We start from the raw sequence: 21,663 nt of genomic DNA, 5'->3' as shown, positions 1-21,663 counted from the left end.
TGCAAAATTATTCCTTTATATGTTAAGAAACAGAGTTTTATTTGTTAAAATTCGGTTAAAGTACTTGTAGAATTACTTCTATATAAAGAGGAAATCTACACATTAAGATCCTTTTTCGGATTAAAAATATAAATTAAAAAGAAAAACAGAATAGACACTCCAAGAAAATATTGATAATAATGATTGGCATTCTGGGATTTCACCATGGTTTCTGCTCCTGCAGCCTTTTTATTGACTGCATCCACAATTCTCTCCGGAGCTTCATTGATATTATTGCCGTCAATATAAGTTCCGTCCGTAGACTCTGCCATTTTCTTTAAAGCTTCAGTCTGTCTCTTTGAAATCACTGTTCCTCCGTTCACATCTGTTTTATACCCCATCAGCTGCCCGAATACATATTCCGGAACCGGAGCTCCTTCATCTGTACCGATTCCTACAGAAGTAATGCTTATACCTTCCTTATTTGCCAGTCTTATCGCTGCATTATCGTTTCCTTCGTTATCTTCACCATCACTCAGCAAAATCACTTTTCTGGATCCTTTGCTTACATTTTTAAATTTATCAGCAGCAGCCTGCATGCCTTTCAGAAAATCCGTCCCCTGAATCTGCATAGAATTGGTTTCAATCCCGCTGATATAAGTTTCTGCAGAATTATAATCTGTGGTAAGAGGCATAATAGACATTGCATGTCCGGCAAAGATGACAATACCTACCTTATCATTATTCATTTTCTTCATGGTAGCTGTCATCAGGTTTTTAGCCTCTGTAAGACGGCTAGGGTCTATATCCTCAGCATTCATAGAATTGGATACATCCAGCATAAAGATCACATTGTTCAGTTTCTGAGTACTTTTCACTTCTTCCGAACCATTCAAAAGGTCAATGATGGAGAATATCAAAAACAATGTTCCTAATAGATATAAAGCAGGAAAAAACCTGGTAAATCCTGACCTCTTTTCAAATAAATTATCGTGAAACTGGCTGGATGCAAAAATTTCCCTTTTCTTATTCCTCCATTTTAAGAAACGGATCAAAAAGGAAGCTAACAGCGGCAGAAGCAACAGTAAAAATAAATACCAATAATTTCCTAAAGACCAACTCATCAGCTTAAAATTTTATAAAACACCCATCTCAACAATGCATCAAACACCAGCATTCCCAAAGCAATCCAAAGGAATATTTTGAAATATTCTTCATAATTGTACAGTTTGGAAACTTTCACGTCAGATTTTTCCAGCTGGTTGATTTCATCGTATATTTCTTCAAGACTACTGTTTGAGGTTGCTCTGAAGTATTTACCTCCGGTAGTCTGTGCAATTTCTTTCAAGGTATTTTCATCAATGGTCACCTCGGTTTCCGTAAAGATAAGATCTCCGAAAATGTCCTGTGATGTCGGCATCAGAGCATACCCATTGGTCCCGATTCCGATTGCATATACCTTTATATTATTATTTTTTGCCAGTTCAGCAGCAACCTGTGGAGGAATAGCATTCTGAATATTGCTTACCCCATCTGTCATCAGGATCACCACCTTACTTTTAGCTTTGCTTTTAATCAAATGATTTACTGCAACGGAAAGGCCTTCTCCGATAGCTGTCCCTGGTTCAAGACCTGCAGAATTCAGGTTTTTAATTTCATCAATTACCACCTGGTGATCTGACGTAACCGGAACTTTGGTAAAGGCTTCTGCAGCATATGCAACCACTCCAATCCTGTCATTGGGACGTTTCTGAACAAATTTCACGGCAATATCTTTCAATGCGGTGATTCTGTCCGGATTCAGATCTTTAGCGAGCATACTTAAAGAAACGTCAATAGACAGCATAATATCCACACCTTTCGTATCATCCCTGTCTTGAGAAACCGTAAAAGTTCTTGGTCTTGCCATGGCAATAATCAAAGCAGCAAGAATGATATACTTTGAGATTTTCAGTAAAAAAAGTACGCCCTGGATTCCATCGCTGTGATCCATATTTTTTATGGTAGGCACTTTTATACCTTTTCTTTTCCGTCGCCCGGCATCTTTAATAAAAAGTGGGATAAACAGCAGAAAAAGCAATAAGAACCACGGGCTGTAAAACTCAAAATTAAACATCCTTTCTTAAGTTTTCAAATTCTAAATCTTTGGATGATCTTTTCACAAAATCTCTGATGTTGGCAAAATCAGTCTCCATTGTATTTTGATCCGGAAATGTTTTGGCAAATTTTACCAGATCTCCTCTCAGGAATACATCCTCTATTATTTTTTCATTGTCCTGCGAAATTGTATTGTTCTTTTTCATGACATCAATAAGGTCATCCGTAAGAAGAACATCTGCGGGAAGGTGATATTGTTTCGTAATGAATGTTCTGGAAATATCAATCAGTTCAACATAGAACGAACGGAAGTTTCCTCCTTCAATATATTTTTTCTTTTTAAGAGAGTCAAGTTCTTTCAATGTCTGATTGGTAGCTACTACCGGAGAACTTTTGGATTTCCTGCCCCACTTTACAATCATAATAATTGCAATGATTATGGCAATACCTGCAAGCGCTGCCAGAATATAAAACTTATAAAGCTCCCAATAATCTTTAGCATCAAGTTTCACCTGCTTATTCTTCATGATATCATTGATCTGATCTGCCTTTTGAGCAGTATTAATGACATCTATTTCATAAGGAATGGTTTTAAGTACTTTATCCCCTACTTTGAATTCCAGTTCTGGAATGGTAAACTTCCCTTCATCAAAAACAGCAAATTCAATTTTTCTTTCGTAAGAATTGGCCGTCTGCCCTATACTGTCCTTAGTTTCTTCAAAGTGAAAAGGGAGCAGTTCATTTTTCGGAGCGGAAGTTACCTGCTGCTCATTAAGATTGTCAATCTTTATAGTAATATGATTGGTTTCCCCAAGAGCCAGGGTTTTCTTTTCTACGTTAGAGGATAATATCTGTGAAAAAGCATTCGCACAGATCAGAAAAGATAATATTAAAAGTATTTTTCTCAATGTTAAAATAATAAAGGCAAGTGCCTGATGTTTTTAGTTATGGGCTGAGCCCTGTGTTATTTTTTCTGAAAGTAATTATACAATAATTTTGAATAATCTGAACCGGTATTGATATTCATAAAACTGGCAGAGCTGTTGGCAAAATCTTCTTCCAGAGCTCTCAGCTTTTGTTTTTGAGCTTCAGCAAAGGTATACCGCCATCTTGCACTGGAAGTATTGGCCCATATTTCTTTTCCGGTTTCCACATCCAGTAAACGGGCATATCCTACATCGGGAATTTCATTATCTTTTTCATCATAAATCCTCATTCCCAACAGCTGGTGTTTCTTCGAAGCCACTCTCAGCATTTTGGAATCATATTCATCTCCAAAATCTGAAAACAGAAAAACCAGGGATTTCCTTTTGAAAATTCCCATCATATATTCCATCGCTTTGTCTATTCTGGATTCTGCCGGAACATAATCTGCAGTCAGAATATTACTGATAATGGAAAGAATATGTTTTCTTCCTTTCTGAGGAGGAATTACTTTATATACTTTATCAGCAAACAGGATCAATCCTACTTTATCATTGTTACCGGCTGCTGAAAATCCAAGGCTTGCTGCTATTTCGGCTACATATTCTCTTTTCAGCTGGACTTTCGTACCATAATCCATAGAAGCGGAAATATCAACAAGAATCATCATCGTCAGCTCCCTTTCTTCTTCCATTACTTTTACAAATGGCTCGCGGAACCGCGCAGTTTTATTCCAGTCGATTCTTCTGATTTCGTCTCCAAACTGGTAAGGACGAACTTCTGAGAACGTCATCCCCTGCCCTTTAAAAGCACTGTGATATTGCCCCATCAAAGCAGCCTCCGTCTTTTTTCTGGTACGGATTTCAATCTGCTTTACTTTTTTTACAATATCTTTTATCTGCATAGGACGAGTTCAAGGTTTATGGTTCAAAGTTTGAGGTTTAAAGTTTCGAGGTAAACGAGCTACGTGATACGTGGTTTACAACTATACTTTTTAGTTTCTACTTTTTAAGTTCAATAGATACATTCAACCATTCATTATCAAACTTCGGACTGTATTTTTTATAAAAATTGATGGCTGGCTCATTCCAGTTCAATACCTGGAACACCATTCCGCTATAATTGTTGGATTTTCCATATTCCAGTGTTGCATCAAACAACATTTTTCCAATTTGCTTTCCTCTGAGCCTTTCTGTCACAACGAGATCTTCAAGATACAACCTCCTTCCTTTCCATGTTGAGTATCTGTCGTAATACAGTGATATCCCAACGATTTCACCTTCAAATTCCGCAACAAAAGCTCCCCAGACCGGAGAATTTCCAAAACCATCCTGAATAAATTCATCCAGCGTCACCGTTACTTCATGAAGTGCTTTTTCGTATTCCGCCAGTTCTTTAATTAAATCCAGCATGGAAGCACAGTCCTCCAGAACTGCTTTTCTAATTAGTACATCACTCATTATGGTGCCTGGATTTTTGCTAAAATTCTATTAACGATTTCTTCTGATGAAACTTCTTCTGCTTCGGCCTCGAAAGTCAAGCCAATTCTGTGTCTCAATACGTCTTTTGCCAATGCTTTTACATCTTCAGGAATCACGAACGCTCTTCCTTTTAAGAATGCGTATGCTCTTGAAGCGATGGCAAGGTTAATGGATGCCCTTGGAGAAGCTCCAAAGCTGATATAGTTTTTAAGTTCAGAAAGACCGTAATTTTCTGGATAACGCGTTGCAAATACCATATCCAGAATATATTTTTCAATTTTCTCATCCAGGTAAATCTGGTTGATCAATTCTTTTGCATCTACAATGTCCTGAAGGGAAATCACAGGTTTCACAGCCGGCTGATGCGAAGTTGAAACCATTCTCATTACCTGTCTTTCATCTTCAAAAGAAGGATAATCTATGGTACATTTCAACATAAAACGGTCACTCTGTGCTTCAGGCAGCAAATAGGTACCTTCCTGATCAATCGGGTTTTGGGTTGCCAATACAAGGAACGGCTTTGGAAGCTTCATCGTTTCATCACCAATTGTCACCTGTTTTTCCTGCATGACCTCCAAAAGAGCCGACTGTACTTTTGCCGGCGCACGGTTGATCTCATCCGCCAATACGAAATTCGCGAATACAGGACCCTTTTTTATAGAAAAATCATTGTCTTTGATATTATAAATCATAGTTCCTACTACATCTGCAGGAAGCAAATCCGGAGTAAACTGAATCCTTGAAAACTCACCATGAACAGCATCTGCCAACGTTTTTATGGCAAGGGTTTTGGCCAATCCCGGTACTCCTTCAAGAAGAACGTGACCATTTCCCAAAAGCCCAACCAAAAGACGGTCTACCATGTAATCCTGTCCAATAATAACTTTGTTGATTTCCTGTCTCAGAAGAGAAAATAAGTAATTTTTTTCTTTTACTTTTTCCGTCAATTGGCGGATATCTTCAGCTTGATATATCTCTGACATAGCTTGATTTAAAATAAGTGGTAAATTTCTGATAAATACTTGCATTAATCAACACAATAAATGCCATTTTTGAGTTAAAGTTTGTTAAATATTCCGGGATTACCGTGATATTTAAGGCTATAATGCTGAATTTTCTGTCTATAAACAAATCCATATATCCTAGTTATTTTCATAGATTTACCAGGCCTTTTTTGTCATTATTCATATAAAAAAGTGCTGCAAAATTACTTTCACAACACTTTTGATTTATCATCTCAATTTTTGTTCAAAATCTAAGTATCAAACACTTTAAAGTTTGGTTACTGTGATCGTAAATGTATTTTCAGGAGCATCTGTTGTATCATCATAAGCTCCAACATTTATAAAATAATCAGTCCCTGATACAGTAGTAATTGTAAGGGTTTCTGCGGTACCACCTCCACCGTTATCTACTGTACCTGTACATGCCAGATTGCTGCAGCTTCCGCTATACACTCCAATTTGAGGGTCAAAACTGCTTCCGGAAGGCATTGCTACTTTAATCGTATACTGACTTCCATCTCCAACCAGCTTGAACCATGTTCCATCATTCATTCCCGTATCACCATTACTGGTACATACACTTATATTTCCTGAATTATTAGTGGCAGACACAGCATCATCCTGAGTATAGCTGTAAGGAAATACGGATGCAATCAAAGCTCCCGAGCATGCATCATTAGCGGGTACTGCAGGAACCGTTTTAAAAACAAATTCTGAACATCCGGAGGATTCAACATTAGCAGAAACAGCCGTTATCTTCAAATAGTAAGTTGTTCCTGTAGCAAGAGCTGCCGAAGGTGAAAAGGCTGTTCCGGATACCACCTGCTGATTAACAATATTAGCACTTCCCGGACTTGTCCCTATTGAAACTTTATAAGAATCTGCTCCCGAAACAGGAAACCAGGTGATGTTAGGAGACAAGGAAACATTTTGAGTGTTATTGGCAGGATACATAATAAAAGGACAGGCAGGACCAGCACTTGACGTGAGCCCTGAAATAGTGACTGCTGATTTATAATCTGCTCTTATTCCACCCGGAGGAGCAGAAATATCTACTACATTACGATCTCCTTTATAGTAGAGAGTTGAATTGGGAATATGAGTATAGACATGGAAAGCTTCATCGAAATTATTAATATCGACATTCGGAGAATTTTCTTTTGCAGCAATAATCAGATTATCAATATTATTATAAGCAAAAGGCGTCGTGAAAATCACCTGAACTTTATTATTATTCTTAACTACAGTTCCTGTAAATACCTGTGTTAGTTGTGAAGCAGGAATCCAGTCTGTACCAGAAGAAAATGATGTTTTCGATGTATGACCAAGGTAAACAGTCCAGTTTGAAGATTCTGTAATAGTTGACGATGGATCTACATAAAATGTAAGACCTGTAATATTACCTGCAGCATTGGCATTTATTTCCTGTTTAGGATAGATCTGCTGCACATAGGAATAAGAGAAAAAACTACTTACAGGTGCTGTCCCTACATTCGGAGCTCCAATATTGATATTGATCTGAGCATCCACTCCCACCACTACAAAAAACAAAATTAAAAGTAAAATTCTTTTCATTATTAATAACATTAATCTCAATTGCCATGCTAATTTAATAATAAATACTATGAATACAACAATAAAAAAATATTTTAAATCATATGATTTAATACAAATAAATTAATTAAACAAAAACATATTTAAAAATTAAAAAAAGTCAATATTTATCAATAAAACATCACTAATCATAAAAACAAAAGAAATTAAAAGTAATTTTAATACTTAATTAATATATTTACACTAAACATCAATCTATGTATAAAAGGCTATTTTTTTCAGGTATTTTTATAGCAAATCTGGCTTTATCACAAACAACGATGACCAATGTGATTTCAGATGCTGTTTATTACGATGGTTATGCAGCTACGGTATCCAACCCCGTTCCAAGCGGCCTGACCAGATTAAATAATGCCAGATATACAAGAAAACTTACAGATGCCGAACTAGACTCTTTCAAAGCCAAGATAGCTATGCGGGTAACAATAGCTGCATTGTGTGATAATTATGACCGCCTGGGAGAAGTCTTTTTAGCGATGGTTCCTAAAAATCAGTCTACTTACACCATTAACGATACGAATGTCAGAAGAATTGAGATAGGAAGGTATATTACCCCGTTCATGAATAAAAATAAAACCCCTTCAGAAGTTCCATATACTTATGATGTCAGTAATCTTTACAGTGTTTTTCATGATACAGCATTACGTAACGCCTATGATCTCTATGTGGAACTTGATGTTTTCGGGGTTCCTTATGCTGCTCAAACCCAGGTTTCAGGCTGCTCAAATAGAATTGATGTTTTTTCAGGAACTCTTACTTTTTTCTCAACGGATACAGGAGCAACCCCTACAGATACCAACAGTCTCGTACCTATATTAAGCTATAATAAACTCAACAACTATAACGGTACCGATGTTACCGGAGAAACTGTTAGAATTGTAACTTTTAATCTGCCTGATCCTGTTACTAATGCCCGATTTTTTGTAATATCTACCCCTCATGGTGCTAACAGTGGTGGTGAAGAATATATCAGAAGACAAAACTACACCTATGTAGACGACGTACAGGTACTCACTTATACTCCGGGAGGGATTTCATGTGAACCGTACCGGGTATATAACACCCAGGGAAACGGAATCTATGGATCTACTCCTAAAACTTTTGCAGACTGGACTTCATGGAATAACTGGTGTCCCGGAAATGCAGTTCCTATCAGAGAATTTACACTTCCTAGCTTAGCTGCAGGCAATCACATTCTGAAACATACAATCCCAACAGCTGTTTTCAACCAGCAACAGGGAGATGTCATGCTATCAGTTTACATGCAGGGTAAAAGCAATGCAGCCTTAAATGTAAAAGATATCAGAACAGTAGATGTAAACATATATCCTAATCCCACTTCTGACTTTGTACACATAAGATCAAAAACAGATGTAACCTCAATAAGCCTCTTCAACGCAGAAGGAAGGAAACTTACAGAAACTTATAAAGAAAATAAGATAAATCTTTCATCATACAGTACAGGAATTTATTTTTTAAATATTGTTCTAAAAGACGGAACCACATTTAAACATAAAATCATCAAAAAATAAAACTGCCTGTAAAATCATATCATAAACAGAACCATTAAAGCCTTCCTGAATCTTTTCACTGGAAGGCTTTATGCTGATATACACCTTGTACGTTTTGTAAAATTAGACTAAAAAACACCATGATTAAGATAAAAATCTTTAGAAAAATAACCTAAATCTATCCTTTTTCTGAATAGTTAAAAAATTTTAACTTCAATCCTTTACTCAAAAAAATTGTCATTTCCAGTTTATTAAACTATTTTTGGTGATTAAAAATTTTGCAAAATGAATTATCATTTTCAAGCGCACAGACAGGTAAGAAAGAACCTTTTAGACCTCCTTCAGAATACATCTCATGAAGATCTGATTCTGATTCCGGATGGTTTCAACAATAATATTTACTGGAATATTGCTCATACTGTTGCTACACAACAGCTTTTGCATTATTACCTAAGCGGAAATCCTTTCCGTATTGATAAGTATTGGATTGAAACATACAAGAAAGGAACTTTACCGAATTTGAATGTTCAGAAATCAGAAGTGGAAGATTTAGAATTTTTACTTACAGAAACTTCAAAGATTTTAATGAAGGATTATGACAGTGATTTTTTCTCAGACTACACTCCTTACACAACAAGTTTCGGGATGGATCTGAAAAGCATCCAGGATGCTATTATCTTCAACAATATGCATGAAAGCCTTCACTATGGATATGTGATGGCACAGAAAAGAGCAATTTTAGGAGAGAAGTATTAGATTTAAGGTTTAAGGTTTAAGGTTTAAGGTTTAAGGTTTAAGGTTTAAGGTTTAAAGTTATGGGAACTATTAATAGATTTGAGGATTTAGAGATATGGAAGTTATCCCGACAACTTTGTAATGAAATCTATGACATCATAGCATCTACCAACCTTAAGAATAACTTTAAACTCTGTAATCAAATTGATGGATCTTCAGGCTCAGTAATGGATAATATTGCTGAAGGATTTGAAAGAAACGGTAATAGAGAATTTATACAATTCCTTTCTATTGCGAAAGCGTCCTGTGGAGAAACCAGATCACAATTGTATCGGGTTTTTGATAGAAATTTTATTTCTCAGGAAAAATTTGAAACATTAATTGAGCAGACAGAAACATTAAGTAAAAAGATCAGCTCATTTATAAAATATTTAAATACAACAGATTTAAAAGGAACAAAGTACAAAAATTGAATTTCAAAACTTTAAACATTAAACTTTGAACTTTAAACTTTGAACCTTAAACATAAAATTTTAACAACTCAATGAAAGACGATTTTATTTTCGGGCTGCGTCCCGTGATTGAAGCAATTGAAGCGGGAAAAACGATTGACAAGGTCTTTGTGCAGAATGCACTTCAAGGTCCTATTTATGCTGAACTAAAAGCAATTTTAGCGAAAAATAAAATCCGTCCCAATTATGTTCCGGTTGAAAAACTGAACCGTTTTACAAGAAAAAACCACCAGGGTGTGGTCGCTTTTATTTCGGATGTACCGTTTCATAAAGTGGAGGATATTGTTCCACAGTTATTTGAACAGGGAAAAACTCCTTTTCTTTTGATTCTGGACAGACTTACTGATGTAAGAAACTTTGGAGCAATCTGCAGAACAGCAGAATGTGTGGGTGTTGATGCTATAATCATTCCGGAAAAGGGCGCTGCTCCTATTAATTCTGATGCTATAAAAACCTCTGCAGGTGCTATTTACAATATTAAAATTTGTAAAGAAAATAATCTGGCTCATGCTGTGGATTTCCTTCAGCAAAGTGGAATTTCCGTGTATGCTGCCAGTGAAAAAGCTCAGAAATTAATTTATGATGTGAACCTTACAGAGCCATGTGCTATTGTTATGGGAAATGAAGAAACCGGAATTTCTAAAGAAGTACTGCATCATGCTGACGAAAAAATAAAACTTCCTATTGAAGGAAAAACTCAATCTCTGAATGTTTCTGTAGCATGTGGAGCGATTTTGTATGAAGCGGTAAGACAGAAAATGACTGCTATACCAACTCCTTAAACATGAAAATAAAATTGCTTTTACCATTATTTTTTGCGCCATTTATTTATAATGCACAGACAAAAAATATAGCAACCGACAACTCCCTTACCACTGAACTTGACAAAATGGTTCAGAAGGAAGCTCTTTCTTATATGCAGAATCCTGCACGTGTAGGGCTTTCAATAGGTGTTTTTAAAGATGGTAAAAGTTATTTTTATAATTATGGAACAACCGAAATAGGAAAATCGGAACTTCCGACATCCAAAAGTTTGTACGAGATTGCTTCCATTACCAAGACCTTTACCGGAACACTTCTGGCTCATGCTTTGGTGGATGGTAAAATCAAAATGGATGATGATATCAGGAAATATCTGAATGGAAATTATCCTAATCTTGAATTTGAAATGCATCCGATAACAATTGGCAACCTTACCAATCATTCATCAGGATTGCCTCAGTTTTTACCGGATCAGTCTGAAACATTCAAAAAACCGATGGACTCTGTTGCAGCAGCGTTGTCTGATTTTTATAAAAACTATTCAAAAAAGAAGTTTTATGAAGATCTTCATCAGGCGAAAATTGATTTTGCACCGGGAACAGAATACAGATATTCCAATGTAGGAACACAAATGGCAGGAGATATCCTGGAAAAAGTATATCAGAAAAGCTATGAAAACCTGCTTTCAGAGTATATTACAAAACCTCTGAAAATGAACCAGACCATTATTGGTACGAATTCTGCACACCTATTGACTTGTTACAACGAAAAAGGAAAGGTAATGCCAAGAAATTTCACAACGATTTTTGCTCCGGCAGGTGGAATTATGTCCACTACAGAAGATCTGGTGAAATACATGCAGTATCATCTGGATGAGAGTAATAAGTATGTAAAAGCATCTCATACTCCTCTTGTAAAAAGTGAAGGAGATGCTATTGGATTGTATTGGAGACTGCATACCTATGAAGACGGAACGCAAACGGTTTATCATACAGGAGGGACATTTGGTTTTTCAAGTGTGCTTCAGATCTATCCGTCAAAAAATATAGGAGTCGTTGTACTGTCCAATGAGTCAGATGGAGAATCTCAGGGGAAACTGCATGATATTGCAGACAATATAGTAAGAAACAGTAGTAAAAAATAAAGTTAAAATCAAATGAAGAACATTGCAGCGCTTGCGCTTATATCATCAATAGCTCTTGTATCTTGTAAAAAAGAAACAGCAAAAATAACAAAAGTAGATCCTAAAACCGGAAAAACAGTAACCGTAGAAGTTCCTGCAGATTCTGTAGCAAAAGTTGCAGAAAACCCGGCAATCAAGGATTCAGCAGGAGTTATTACACAGACTTTTAAGCTTGAAAAAGGAAAAACATATCCTCTTACCACTTATCAGAGAGATGTAAAAACAATGACGGATCCTCAGGGAAAATCTATCACAGCAACCAGCGAATCTACAGATGAGATGAATTTTGTAGTTAATGACATTAAAGGGAATGTATATGAAATGACCCTTAATCTTGTAGCGAAAAGAAATTCTCAGTCTGCACAGGGAAAAACTGTAGTAGTAGATACCAAACTTGCTCTTCCTAAAGAAGATGATCTTAAAATGATCTGGAACGTAAACAAGGCACTTACCGGAAACAAACTTGCCATGAAAATGGATACAAAAGGTAATGTAATCTCTATCACAGGATTTGATGCTGTGTACACAAAAGTTTCCAATGCAGTAGGAACTCTTATCAAAGATGCCAATCAAAAAGCAAGTGTTGTAGCAAGCCTTAAAGAATCATTCAACGAAAAGGTATTGAAAGATCAATTCCATAAAAACCTGATGATTATTCCTAAAAAAGGAGTAAAAATTGGTGAGAAATGGTCTACTTCAGAAAATGCAGATGCAAGCGGAGCAGTAAAAGTAACCTCTAATTATGTAATGAAAAGCTTAGGAAACGGAACAGCAGAAATTGCCGTTACCGGAGGTATTCCTAAGAAGACTGAAAAGAAAGCTCAGGGACCTATTACACACAGCCTGAGCAGTGAACTGGCTCAGAACGGAACCATTAAGTTTGATGAAAGCACAGGATGGATCACCAACCAGAATATCAATGTAAAAACGACACAGATAGAAACCATTTCAGATGGAAAACAGTCTCAGTCTATGAAAAGCGTTTCCAATTCTTCGGTAATGGTAAACCCATCTGCTAAATAAAATAACTGAATTAAATGCATTCAGGGTTTAAAGTTTAAACCCTGAACTTTAAATTTTTTAAATTATGAAGTACATTCTTGAGTTAGTACTCACTGCCATTATTATTTTCTTTGTCTGGAATATTCTGAAAAGAATTTTCTTTAAGACATTTTATAGTTACCGTTTTAATAACAATAATCAAAACAACGGACAGCAGGACATACACAACTCGAATAAGAATAACAAACAGAACCTTAACTGGGATGCAGAAACTGTAGACTATGAAGAGGTGAAAGAGAGTAAGGACAAAAGGTAATCATTCCAAGAAATAAAAGATAATAACCAGCATGGCAAAAAATAAAAACTTCATTTATATTGCAGCTTCATTAGTAGTATTTATAGTTTTAGCATTTTTATATTCTACTCCTGTATTTACAGGTAAACAGCTTTTCCAGCACGATATTGTGCAATATAGAGGAGGAGCAAAAGAACTGCTCGACTATAGAGCGAATACCGGAAATGAGACCTACTGGAGTGACTCCATGTTTGGGGGAATGCCGACTTATCAGATGGGAAGCCAGTTCAAAGGTGACATCATCAAAAAAATCGACAGCAATCTGAATTTCCTGCCAAGGCCGGTTAATTATCTCTTCCTGCTGTTTGCAGGTTTTTTCCTTTTGGGAATGGTTGTAGTCAGAAACTGGAAGTATGCGCTTTTAGGGGCTACTTTCTTTGGACTTTCAACCTATTTTTATATCATTATTGCAGCCGGACATAACGGTAAAGTAAATACCATTGAATATTTTGCACCGCTGCTAGCCGGAATTTTACTCGTTTATATTAGAAAACAATACATCTGGGGGTTCATTGTTACTACCCTTTTTATGGGACTGCAGATTGCAGCCAATCACCCACAGATGACGTATTATCTGTTCCTTGCACTAGGATTCTTATTCCTGTCTGAACTCATCAGAGCCATTCAGAAAAAGACACCGATGAAGCATTTTCTTATTTCATCAGGAATTATTGCAGCATCATGTATTATCGGAGTTGGAATGAATTCACAAAGAATCATGGCCAACTCGGAATATGTAAAAGAAACAGTTCGTGGAAAGCAGATCTTAAATAATGACAGCCACACTTCAGGAAAATCCGGAATGGATAAAGAAAGTATGCTGATGTGGAGCTATGGACAACTTGAAACTTTAAACCTATTTATCCCAAGATTGATGGGTGGAGGAAGCCAGGAGCCGGAAGGAAAAGAAATGATGAATAAAGTTCAGGAACTGGTTCAGGAAAATGTAGGTTCACAGGCTGAAATGGACAGAATTTCAAAAGGTTTCAGCGGAATGACGTACTGGGGAGATCAGCCGGGAACTTCAGGACCTGCTTATCAGGGAGCCATTGTGTGTTTCCTTGCTTTATTAGGGTTTTTCTTTGCCAGAAAAAAATACCGTTACTGGATTTTAGGGGCTTCTATCTTGACTATTTTACTGGCTTGGGGAAGTAACTTTATGCCGTTATCTGATTTCTTTATTGATTATGTTCCGTTCTATAATAAATTCAGAGCACCTTCTTCAATCCTGGTGGTTGTAGAATTATTATTCCCTTTAATTGCCATTCTGGGGTTATACAGATTCTTCACAGATGAAGAACTTACTGAAGAATATAAGCAGAAAATTCTTATGTATGTTGGAGGTGGAACTTTAGGATTTTTATTGATCCTCTTGATCTTCGGAAAATCACTGCTAGGTTTTTCAACAGAAAGCGAAAAGACTTATTTTCCTCCTTTCCTGCTTGATTATCTTGTAGATGAAAGATATAAACTATTCAGAATAGACGCTATAAAAGCATTCATTTATGTAGCCATTACTGCGGCAGCATTATTCTTAACTTTAAAGAAAAAGCTTAATCAGAATATTGCTTTGGTAGTAATTGGAGTGGTAAGTTTATTTGATCTTTGGACCGTAAACAAACGTTACTTAAATGATGAAAACTATGTAGATAAAATCTTTGCTGAAAATCCTTTCCAGACAGAAAGTTCAGACCTGCTGGCTGAAAAAGTTCAGGGAAATCCGAATCTGGAATCTATTTTATCCAATGTGAACATCAACAAAACATTGGAAACTATTGCCGACAAAGACAAAACGCACTACAGAATTTACAACCAGACTTTAGGAGTAACAAGTGAGACCAATACCTCTTATTTTAAAGCTTCAATTGGTGGTTACCACGCTGTAAAACTAAGAAGATATGATGATGTTCTGAATGAATACATCAATAGTGTAGACAGTGTAAAAACTCCTAATGTATTAAACTTATTAAATGCCAAATACATGGTTTTCGGAGGACCTGAGCAGCCACAGGTTGTTCCTAATCCAAAAGCCAACGGAAATGCATGGTTTGTAAGTGATTTAAAGTTTGTAGATACTCCTAATCAGGAAATAAAATCCATCGGAACTATCGACAACAAAAAAACAGCAGTTATTGCTTCATCTGATAAATCATATTTTGACAACAAACCAGTTCAGGCAGATCCTACAGCATTTATCAATCTTACAAAATACCAGCCTAACGAACTTGAATTTAAATCTCAGTCGAAAACGCCTCAATTGGCAGTATTCTCTGAAGTATATTATCCTCACGGATGGAAAGTCCTGGTGGATGAGAAAGAAGTTCCTTATATCAAAGCAGATTACTTGCTTCGTGCAGTACATGTTCCGGCAGGAAATCACCATATCAGAATGGTTTTTGAACCTGAAGTAATAGAAAAAGGAAAATGGGTTTCTCTGCTGTCATTCGGATTATTTATTTTATTGTCCGCATTTGGGATTTTCTGGATCAACAAAAACAAGAAAAAAGAAATTGTAGCTGAACAAAAAGCTTAAAACAATTATTGCGGTATGTCATTCTGAATGAAGCATAGCGTAATGAAGAATCTCAAATGAAAACATTAGGTACTCATAATTACTATGTCTATATACTGACTAATAAAACAAAGACAGTATTGTATACAGGAGTCACCAACGATTTGAAAAACAGACTATACTGGCATAAAAATCCAGAGGCTATTGAAAAGAATTTCACCTCAAAATACAAATGTTTTTACTTAATATATTTTGAACATTTTAGTGACATTGAGACAGCAATAAATAGAGAGAAACAAATAAAAGGCTGGACCAGACAAAAGAAAGAAAACTTAATTAAAGAATTCAATCCAGATTGGAAATTTCTCAATGAAGATATAGAGTGAGATTCTTCACTACGCTTCGCTTCATTCAGAATGACATAGAAATTAAAAAATGGAACAGAAGAAAATATTGATTATCACCTATTACTGGCCTCCTGCGGGAGGTCCTGGTGTTCAAAGATGGCTGAAGTTTGCAAAATATCTGCCGGATTTCGGATGGAAACCTATCATTTATACTCCGGAAAACCCAAGTTATCCATTGCTGGATGAAACGCTGATGAAAGATATTCCTGAAAACATTGAGATGGTGAGAACCAAAATCTGGGAACCTTATCAGCTGGCAGAAAAACTGAATAAAAGCAATAAAAAGTTTAAGGCAGGACAATTTGACGTAGGAAAAAATCAAAGCTGGAAATCCAGACTTTCGATCTGGGTAAGGGGAAATTTTTTCATTCCCGATGCCAGAGTTTTTTGGGTAAAACCTTCCATTACATTTTTGGAAAAATATCTGAAGGAAAATAAAATAAATACGATTGTAACTTCGGGTCCTCCACACTCACTTCATCTGATTGGTTTAGGACTTAAAAGTACAATGCCGGATCTGAAATGGATTGCCGATTTTCGCGATCCATGGACAGAAATTTCCTATTATAAACACCTGAAACTAACCAAAAGTTCAGATAAAAAACACCGTCAGCTTGAGAGTGCTGTATTTAAAAATGCAGACATCACTTTGGCTACAAGTTATACCGATGCGGAAAACTTCAGGAAAGCAGGAGCTAATGCCATTTGTATTACGAACGGATTTGATGAAAGTGATTCTGATAAAAGTGTAACAAGGCAAATGAGCAGTGCATTTACTTTAAGTTATATCGGCGTTTTAGAGCAGCTCAGAAATCCTGAGAATCTTTGGAATGCACTTGACGAACTTGTAAAGGAAAATGCTGAATTTGCAACTGATTTTAAATTGAAATTTGTAGGAAGAATAGATGATAAAATCCTGCAGTCTATCGAAAATTCAAGTCTGAAAAATCACATCCTGAACCTTGGATATCTTGCCCACGGAAAAGCTGTGGAGGAAATGCAGAATTCAGATTTGCTTCTAATTACCAATTTCCCGAACGAATCTTCAAAAGGAATTATTCCAGGAAAAATATTTGAATATCTGGCTTCAGGAAAACAGATTCTGTCATTCGGTCCCGATAGAGCTGATGTTGCAAAAATTCTGGAAGAAACCCAGGCAGGAAAGCATTTTAATTATCAGGATACAGAAACTGTCAAGAAATTTATTCTTGAAAAATTCAACCTTTGGAAAGAAGGAAATCTTCTTGAAAACACTCAGCATATAGAGCAGTTTTCAAGAAAAAATTTAACCCGTCAGTTGACTGAAATTTTATAATATAAAGAAAGGAAGTTAGAGGCCGGAAGTTAAAAATATCCGCCTCAACTTCTAACTTCTAACTTCTTCTAAATCGTCCACTGATCATTTACCACAGCGATCAGATAATATTTCCCCTGAAATTCTTCAAATACAAAACGGAGTGTTTTCCAATCCATATCACCATACTTTTCCGTTCCTTTGATATAGTTTTCGGTAAAGTCATGTTTAGGATAAATTTCTTTTAAATTATTCAGGGAATTACCTCCGCCGATGAATTTATTCAGTGAATATTGGGATGCAGTAAAGTCTTTAGAAAAAACCCATTTACCAAGATAATCATTGATTGTTGCCTTATATGGATCTCCAGAGCCATCATGTGCTCCCCAGGTAAACAATGTTTTGGCAGGCTGATATTTCTCAAAATCTGCTTTAGAAAAATGCTTATCACCTTTGATATCCACAAAAGCATACATTGAAAAACGGATTCCTTTTTCAGGGTGGATCAAGGATGCAAAACTGGTATAATCTTTATTTTTCAGAGCTTTCAAAACTTCATCATTGGTCTGCTTCAAAACTGCTTCTTTATTGGCAATATTCCGAACGGTACCCGCACTGTCTGTTTTATTTTGTGCTATAGAATCAATCACATTGGGAACAGGTTTTCCAGCCTCTTTTTTACAGGCTACAACCATAACCAAAACAACCAATGGAATAAGTAATTTTTTCATATTTTAAATTTTGCAGTTGCTAAAAAACACCAAAACTGATGCCAACCGATAAATGATATAAAGTGATAAAGACTATGGGAGTTGATGGGTTATAGCTTCTCATTTTAAAAATTACATCGTACATTTGTTAGATGAAAATGTTGGATATTCTCATTATCGGAGCCGGGCCAATCGGTTTGAACTGTGCCCTTGAAGCTCAAAAAAATAATCTTAGCCATCTCATCATAGAAAAAGGAACCATTGTCAACTCTCTGTACAATTATCCTTTATATATGCGTTTTTTCTCCACTGCGGAAAAACTCGAGATTGATGAAATTCCATTTATTTCAACTGCTCCCAAACCAGGAAGACAGGAAGCATTAGAATATTACCAGGGAATTGCCAGACAAAAAAAGCTTAACATTAATCTGTATGAAAAAGTGCTGAATGTTTCGAAAAATAATGAAATATTTGAGATCAGTACTTCCAAAGCAAACTATCTGGCTAAAAATGTAGTGATTGCTACCGGATTCTATGATATCCCCAACCTCATGAATATTCCCGGTGAAAATCTTCCAAAGGTCAAGCATTACTATACTGAACCTTATCCTTATGCAAAACAGAAAATTGTAGTTGTAGGATCAAGTAATTCTGCGGTAGATGCGGCCCTGGAAACCTATAGAAAAGGTGCTGAAGTAACCATGATTATTCGTCATTCTGAAATTTCCAAAAGTGTAAAATACTGGGTAAAACCGGATATAGAAAACAGAATTGCAGAAGGCAGTATTAAAGCTTATTTTAATGCAGAAATGATCGAAATTAAAGACAATACCATTATTTTCAAAGATGAAAACGAAGAAATTCACGAAATCGACAATGATTTTGTTCTGGCCATGACAGGTTATCTTCCTGATTTTGATTTTCTGAGAAATTCAGGTATTGAACTCAACGGTGACTGCCTGAATCCATTTTATAACCTTGAAACTATGGAAACCAATATTCCCAACCTCTATCTTGCAGGAGTTGTATGCGGCGGAAAAGATACTCACCTCTGGTTCATTGAAAACTCAAGAATTCATGCGAATATGATCATTAGCACAATTCTTTCCAAATCTTAATTGAATTCATACATTCATATAAAAAAGCGGGTAATCCTTAGTGAATTACCCGCTTTTTCAGTTTTTGACTTATCAATCAGAGTTTTTATTTTCTCTATATTAATTCATCTTCAACTTTATTCTTATTCTTAAGCATCCATGGAATGATAAAGTAAAAACCGATAGCAATAGCAACAGCCAGTACTCCTGTTCCAATCCATAATGTGTTAAAGCCTAATTTCTCTGCAATCAGTGTTCCTATGTAAGGTGTAATGATGAATGCAATGGAAAATGACATTCCGTTCAATCCCATATAAGCACCTTTATTGTTCTCTCCTGAACGTAATGCTGTAATGGTTGACATAAAAGGAAGTGTCCATATTTCTCCCACACAAAGTAATGTCATAGACAGAACAAGGGTAACCATACTATAATCGAAAGCCAGCATTGCATAAGAAACTCCACACAGGAAAGTTCCGATAAGCATGGTAAAAGCTAACGTAAAATACTTCTCAGCAATCTGTACCAGTCCCATTTCCAGCAATACAATCAGAAAACCGCTGTATCCAAGAATATAACCGATGTTTTGCTGACTCATATGTGCGGTATCTTTATAAAATATTGTCAGCGTACTGAATAACTGGAAGAAACATATTGAAAACAACATACAGAACACGCAGTACATCAAAAATTTACCGTCCCGGTATGGAGAGCTTTCTTTTTTAATGACAATTGTTTCTTTTACCTTTTTCGCCTGTTGTTTGGCCAATCTTGCGCGGTCTTTAAAGAACCAGATATACATAAGCCCAGCCAGCAAAGCAGCCAGTGCATTACTGAAAAACAGAAATTCATAAGAAATAGCAGATAAAATACCTCCTAATGCAGGCCCGATAGAAAATCCAAGATTTACAGCCATACGGTTCAGTGAAAAAGCCCGGGTAATATTTTCTGGTTTCGCATATTTTGTAATAGCCACCGAGTTTGCCGGACGAAATGTTTCACTTACAATACTCTGAGCTAAAATAATCCCAGCCAAACCAGCTTCGGTTGTAAAAAGCGGAATTAAACAAAATAAAGGAACGCTGAGGAGTAAACTAAGACTCTGTACCCTGTATTCGCCAATTTTATCCGTAATCATTCCTCCCAGCCACGAACCAATGACGGAACCTATTCCAAAAAAGCTCAGAACAATTCCTGAATTTTCAATACTGAAATGTAAATGATTGGTCATATAAACTCCCAAAAACGGAAGTACCATAGAACCAGCCCTGTTGATGAGCATTACCAACGCCAGCATCCAACTCTCCTGCGAGAGTCCTTTGAAAGAACTCGTATATACGTTAATTAGTCTCACAATAATATTTTGGGGTGAATTTGAAAATGCAAAATTAGATAAAATTAACCCAAAAGCCCTTATTTAAACCCTTTTTTTATAAATAACATCCATAAAAACAGACTATCAGCTGTATCCTAAAAAACGTTTTTTTTACTCTATAAAACTCAAAAGCTTTTATAAAAACCGTAAATTGCAGTAACAACAATGGTTTTAGACTAAAATCACTTAAAAACACAATAAAATTTTAATCAATACGTAAGAATGGTAACCTACGAAAATTTACATGATACACTTTCCTTTTACAGTATTGACTGCCGGCAATCCTACTATATTTCCTCCGGAAAACCCATTTTCGAATTTCCCAAAGCTCCTTTCAGAATGGATTATTATGCTCTGTGCATTTGTACTGCAGGAGAAATCAACATTGAGATAGACCGCCAGAAATATAAAGTGGATGCCAACAGTTTTCTCATGGCTGCTCCTTCTACAATTGTAAAGTTTGGAAAGACCAGTAATAACTTCACAATGAAACTGCTGTTCTTCGACAAAAATTTTCTGATTAAAAATATTTCCAATCCCTTTATCATTGAAAAAATGAACCTTTTCTCCAAAGGTTCATACAGTATCGTAAAAACCACTTCAAAAAATTCTTCTTTACTCCAAAATATTTTGGATGATCTTGATAAAAAATCTAAAAAGCAGGGAAAGTTTACAGAAGAGATTATCCGTACCATTATTTTCCATCTGCTGCTGGAAACCGCTGAGATTATGGAACAGGAAAACTCTACAAATCCGGGAAAAGAAGATGGAAAAAAAGATCTTTATCTGAAATTCAGCAAACTGATCAGGGAAAATATTACCCGGGAGCGAACGGTTCAGTTTTATGCGGATCAACTGTATGTTTCCAATAAATATCTTATCGAAATCATTAAAAAAGCAAGTGGAAAAACACCTCACGAGGTTATTGACGAAGCTTTGCTGAAGGAAGCTTATGTGATGCTTGGAAATCCTGACATGACGATTTCTGAGGTTGCATTTGAACTTCAGTTTAATTCCGCATCAGCATTCGGACGTTTTTTCAAAAAACATACTGCGCTTTCTCCTTCGGAATACAGAATTAAAGAAAATATTCAGTCATGAGAATTTGG

At 36.0% G+C, this 21,663-nt stretch carries 21 protein-coding genes; 12 read left to right on the top strand and 9 right to left on the bottom strand.

Features of this window, described 5'->3' with window-relative positions; translation table 11 throughout:
* Nucleotides 1–95 precede the first annotated feature (95 nt).
* The 7 genes from OL225_RS03500 to OL225_RS03470 form a co-directional block, all read right to left on the bottom strand.
* Complete coding sequence (locus tag OL225_RS03500) at nt 96–1,103, bottom strand: vWA domain-containing protein (protein ID WP_264517286.1); 1,008 nt, start codon at nt 1,101–1,103, stop codon at nt 96–98.
* Entirely contained in the window at nt 1,103–2,095 is a 993-nt protein-coding gene (locus OL225_RS03495) for a VWA domain-containing protein (protein WP_264517285.1), read from the bottom strand. Before OL225_RS03495 ends, OL225_RS03500 begins: the two co-directional genes overlap by 1 nt.
* Nucleotides 2,088–2,984: a BatD family protein gene (locus tag OL225_RS03490; protein ID WP_264517284.1), complete on the bottom strand. Its 897-nt coding sequence runs from the start codon at nt 2,982–2,984 to the stop codon at nt 2,088–2,090. The genes OL225_RS03495 and OL225_RS03490 overlap by 8 nt, the downstream gene beginning before the upstream one ends.
* Nucleotides 2,985–3,040: 56 nt before the next feature.
* Nucleotides 3,041–3,904: a DUF58 domain-containing protein gene (locus tag OL225_RS03485; protein WP_047378531.1), complete on the bottom strand. Its 864-nt coding sequence runs from the start codon at nt 3,902–3,904 to the stop codon at nt 3,041–3,043.
* 97 nt (nt 3,905–4,001) lie between these two features.
* Entirely contained in the window at nt 4,002–4,460 is a 459-nt protein-coding gene (locus OL225_RS03480; RefSeq protein ID WP_264517283.1) for a GNAT family N-acetyltransferase, read from the bottom strand.
* Nucleotides 4,460–5,464, bottom strand: coding sequence for an AAA family ATPase (locus OL225_RS03475; protein WP_047378533.1), 1,005 nt, complete (start codon nt 5,462–5,464; stop codon nt 4,460–4,462). Before OL225_RS03475 ends, OL225_RS03480 begins: the two co-directional genes overlap by 1 nt.
* Before the next feature lie 288 nt (nt 5,465–5,752).
* Entirely contained in the window at nt 5,753–7,060 is a 1,308-nt protein-coding gene (locus OL225_RS03470; RefSeq protein WP_264517282.1) for a hypothetical protein, read from the bottom strand.
* 236 nt (nt 7,061–7,296) lie between these two features.
* Here OL225_RS03470 and OL225_RS03465 point away from each other — a divergent pair, with 236 nt between their 5' ends.
* From OL225_RS03465 to OL225_RS03420, 10 genes are all read left to right on the top strand, one after another.
* The gene (locus OL225_RS03465; protein ID WP_264517281.1) at nt 7,297–8,631 is read left to right on the top strand and encodes a peptide-N-glycosidase F-related protein; all 1,335 of its coding nucleotides are present in this window, start codon (nt 7,297–7,299) and stop codon (nt 8,629–8,631) included.
* Nucleotides 8,632–8,895: 264 nt separating this feature from the next.
* Nucleotides 8,896–9,366 carry a DinB family protein gene (locus tag OL225_RS03460; protein WP_264517280.1) on the top strand — a complete coding sequence of 157 codons (471 nt, stop codon included), beginning with the start codon at nt 8,896–8,898 and terminating at the stop codon, nt 9,364–9,366.
* Nucleotides 9,367–9,425: 59 nt separating this feature from the next.
* Nucleotides 9,426–9,818 (top strand): four helix bundle protein, encoded by a 393-nt coding sequence (locus OL225_RS03455; RefSeq protein ID WP_047378539.1) that lies wholly within the window; start codon nt 9,426–9,428, stop codon nt 9,816–9,818.
* A gap of 71 nt (nt 9,819–9,889) precedes the next feature.
* Nucleotides 9,890–10,639 (top strand): 23S rRNA (guanosine(2251)-2'-O)-methyltransferase RlmB, encoded by a 750-nt coding sequence (gene rlmB, locus OL225_RS03450; RefSeq protein ID WP_047378541.1) that lies wholly within the window; start codon nt 9,890–9,892, stop codon nt 10,637–10,639.
* 2 nt (nt 10,640–10,641) lie between these two features.
* Nucleotides 10,642–11,763 carry a serine hydrolase domain-containing protein gene (locus OL225_RS03445; protein WP_264517279.1) on the top strand — a complete coding sequence of 374 codons (1,122 nt, stop codon included), beginning with the start codon at nt 10,642–10,644 and terminating at the stop codon, nt 11,761–11,763.
* Between the two features lie 12 nt (nt 11,764–11,775).
* Nucleotides 11,776–12,825: a DUF6263 family protein gene (locus OL225_RS03440; RefSeq protein ID WP_047378544.1), complete on the top strand. Its 1,050-nt coding sequence runs from the start codon at nt 11,776–11,778 to the stop codon at nt 12,823–12,825.
* A 64-nt stretch (nt 12,826–12,889) separates the two neighbouring features.
* Nucleotides 12,890–13,120 (top strand): hypothetical protein, encoded by a 231-nt coding sequence (locus tag OL225_RS03435; protein ID WP_264517278.1) that lies wholly within the window; start codon nt 12,890–12,892, stop codon nt 13,118–13,120.
* 31 nt (nt 13,121–13,151) lie between these two features.
* Nucleotides 13,152–15,692, top strand: a complete 2,541-nt coding sequence (locus tag OL225_RS03430) for a YfhO family protein (RefSeq protein ID WP_264517277.1) — start codon at nt 13,152–13,154, stop codon at nt 15,690–15,692.
* Nucleotides 15,693–15,748: 56 nt separating this feature from the next.
* Complete coding sequence (locus OL225_RS03425; protein ID WP_047378549.1) at nt 15,749–16,057, top strand: GIY-YIG nuclease family protein; 309 nt, start codon at nt 15,749–15,751, stop codon at nt 16,055–16,057.
* 49 nt (nt 16,058–16,106) lie between these two features.
* Nucleotides 16,107–17,393, top strand: coding sequence for a glycosyl transferase family 1 (locus OL225_RS03420; RefSeq protein WP_264517276.1), 1,287 nt, complete (start codon nt 16,107–16,109; stop codon nt 17,391–17,393).
* Nucleotides 17,394–17,461: 68 nt separating this feature from the next.
* Here OL225_RS03420 and OL225_RS03415 read toward each other — a convergent pair whose 3' ends face one another.
* Nucleotides 17,462–18,103: a hypothetical protein gene (locus OL225_RS03415; protein WP_264517275.1), complete on the bottom strand. Its 642-nt coding sequence runs from the start codon at nt 18,101–18,103 to the stop codon at nt 17,462–17,464.
* A 131-nt stretch (nt 18,104–18,234) separates the two neighbouring features.
* Here OL225_RS03415 and OL225_RS03410 point away from each other — a divergent pair, with 131 nt between their 5' ends.
* The gene (locus tag OL225_RS03410) at nt 18,235–19,200 is read left to right on the top strand and encodes a YpdA family putative bacillithiol disulfide reductase (protein WP_264517274.1); all 966 of its coding nucleotides are present in this window, start codon (nt 18,235–18,237) and stop codon (nt 19,198–19,200) included.
* 94 nt (nt 19,201–19,294) lie between these two features.
* On the opposite strand, the gene OL225_RS03405 is transcribed toward OL225_RS03410, so the two are convergent.
* On the bottom strand, nt 19,295–20,476 hold the full coding sequence (locus OL225_RS03405; RefSeq protein WP_264518683.1) for an MFS transporter: 1,182 nt from the start codon (nt 20,474–20,476) through the stop codon (nt 19,295–19,297).
* 300 nt (nt 20,477–20,776) lie between these two features.
* Between OL225_RS03405 and OL225_RS03400 the strand changes: the two genes are divergently transcribed.
* A complete protein-coding gene (locus OL225_RS03400) occupies nt 20,777–21,655 on the top strand; it encodes an AraC family transcriptional regulator (RefSeq protein WP_264517273.1) in 879 nt (292 codons plus the stop codon).
* The last annotated feature ends 8 nt before the right edge of the window (nt 21,656–21,663 follow it).

The sequence above is a fragment of the Chryseobacterium viscerum genome (assembly GCF_025949665.1).
Taxonomy (GTDB): domain Bacteria; phylum Bacteroidota; class Bacteroidia; order Flavobacteriales; family Weeksellaceae; genus Chryseobacterium; species Chryseobacterium viscerum_A.
This window is presented reverse-complemented; position numbering and strand designations above follow the sequence as displayed.

Bases quoted from the DNA above. Each gene is read 5' to 3' on its own strand.
- OL225_RS03465 (WP_264517281.1), top strand. From the start codon at position 7,297: ATGTATAAAAGGCTATTTTTTTCAGGTATTTTTATAGCAAATCTGGCT.
- OL225_RS03400 (WP_264517273.1), top strand. From the start codon at position 20,777: ATGGTAACCTACGAAAATTTACATGATACACTTTCCTTTTACAGTATT.
- OL225_RS03405 (WP_264518683.1), bottom strand. From the start codon at position 20,476: ATGCTGGCGTTGGTAATGCTCATCAACAGGGCTGGTTCTATGGTACTT.
- OL225_RS03435 (WP_264517278.1), top strand. From the start codon at position 12,890: ATGAAGTACATTCTTGAGTTAGTACTCACTGCCATTATTATTTTCTTT.
- OL225_RS03430 (WP_264517277.1), top strand. From the start codon at position 13,152: ATGGCAAAAAATAAAAACTTCATTTATATTGCAGCTTCATTAGTAGTA.
- OL225_RS03425 (WP_047378549.1), top strand. From the start codon at position 15,749: ATGAAAACATTAGGTACTCATAATTACTATGTCTATATACTGACTAAT.
- OL225_RS03485 (WP_047378531.1), bottom strand. From the start codon at position 3,904: ATGCAGATAAAAGATATTGTAAAAAAAGTAAAGCAGATTGAAATCCGT.
- OL225_RS03455 (WP_047378539.1), top strand. From the start codon at position 9,426: ATGGGAACTATTAATAGATTTGAGGATTTAGAGATATGGAAGTTATCC.
- OL225_RS03445 (WP_264517279.1), top strand. From the start codon at position 10,642: ATGAAAATAAAATTGCTTTTACCATTATTTTTTGCGCCATTTATTTAT.
- OL225_RS03480 (WP_264517283.1), bottom strand. From the start codon at position 4,460: ATGAGTGATGTACTAATTAGAAAAGCAGTTCTGGAGGACTGTGCTTCC.
- OL225_RS03475 (WP_047378533.1), bottom strand. From the start codon at position 5,464: ATGTCAGAGATATATCAAGCTGAAGATATCCGCCAATTGACGGAAAAA.
- OL225_RS03495 (WP_264517285.1), bottom strand. From the start codon at position 2,095: ATGTTTAATTTTGAGTTTTACAGCCCGTGGTTCTTATTGCTTTTTCTG.
- OL225_RS03410 (WP_264517274.1), top strand. From the start codon at position 18,235: ATGAAAATGTTGGATATTCTCATTATCGGAGCCGGGCCAATCGGTTTG.
- OL225_RS03470 (WP_264517282.1), bottom strand. From the start codon at position 7,060: ATGAAAAGAATTTTACTTTTAATTTTGTTTTTTGTAGTGGTGGGAGTG.
- OL225_RS03460 (WP_264517280.1), top strand. From the start codon at position 8,896: ATGAATTATCATTTTCAAGCGCACAGACAGGTAAGAAAGAACCTTTTA.
- OL225_RS03500 (WP_264517286.1), bottom strand. From the start codon at position 1,103: ATGAGTTGGTCTTTAGGAAATTATTGGTATTTATTTTTACTGTTGCTT.
- OL225_RS03420 (WP_264517276.1), top strand. From the start codon at position 16,107: ATGGAACAGAAGAAAATATTGATTATCACCTATTACTGGCCTCCTGCG.
- OL225_RS03440 (WP_047378544.1), top strand. From the start codon at position 11,776: ATGAAGAACATTGCAGCGCTTGCGCTTATATCATCAATAGCTCTTGTA.
- OL225_RS03415 (WP_264517275.1), bottom strand. From the start codon at position 18,103: ATGAAAAAATTACTTATTCCATTGGTTGTTTTGGTTATGGTTGTAGCC.
- rlmB (WP_047378541.1), top strand. From the start codon at position 9,890: ATGAAAGACGATTTTATTTTCGGGCTGCGTCCCGTGATTGAAGCAATT.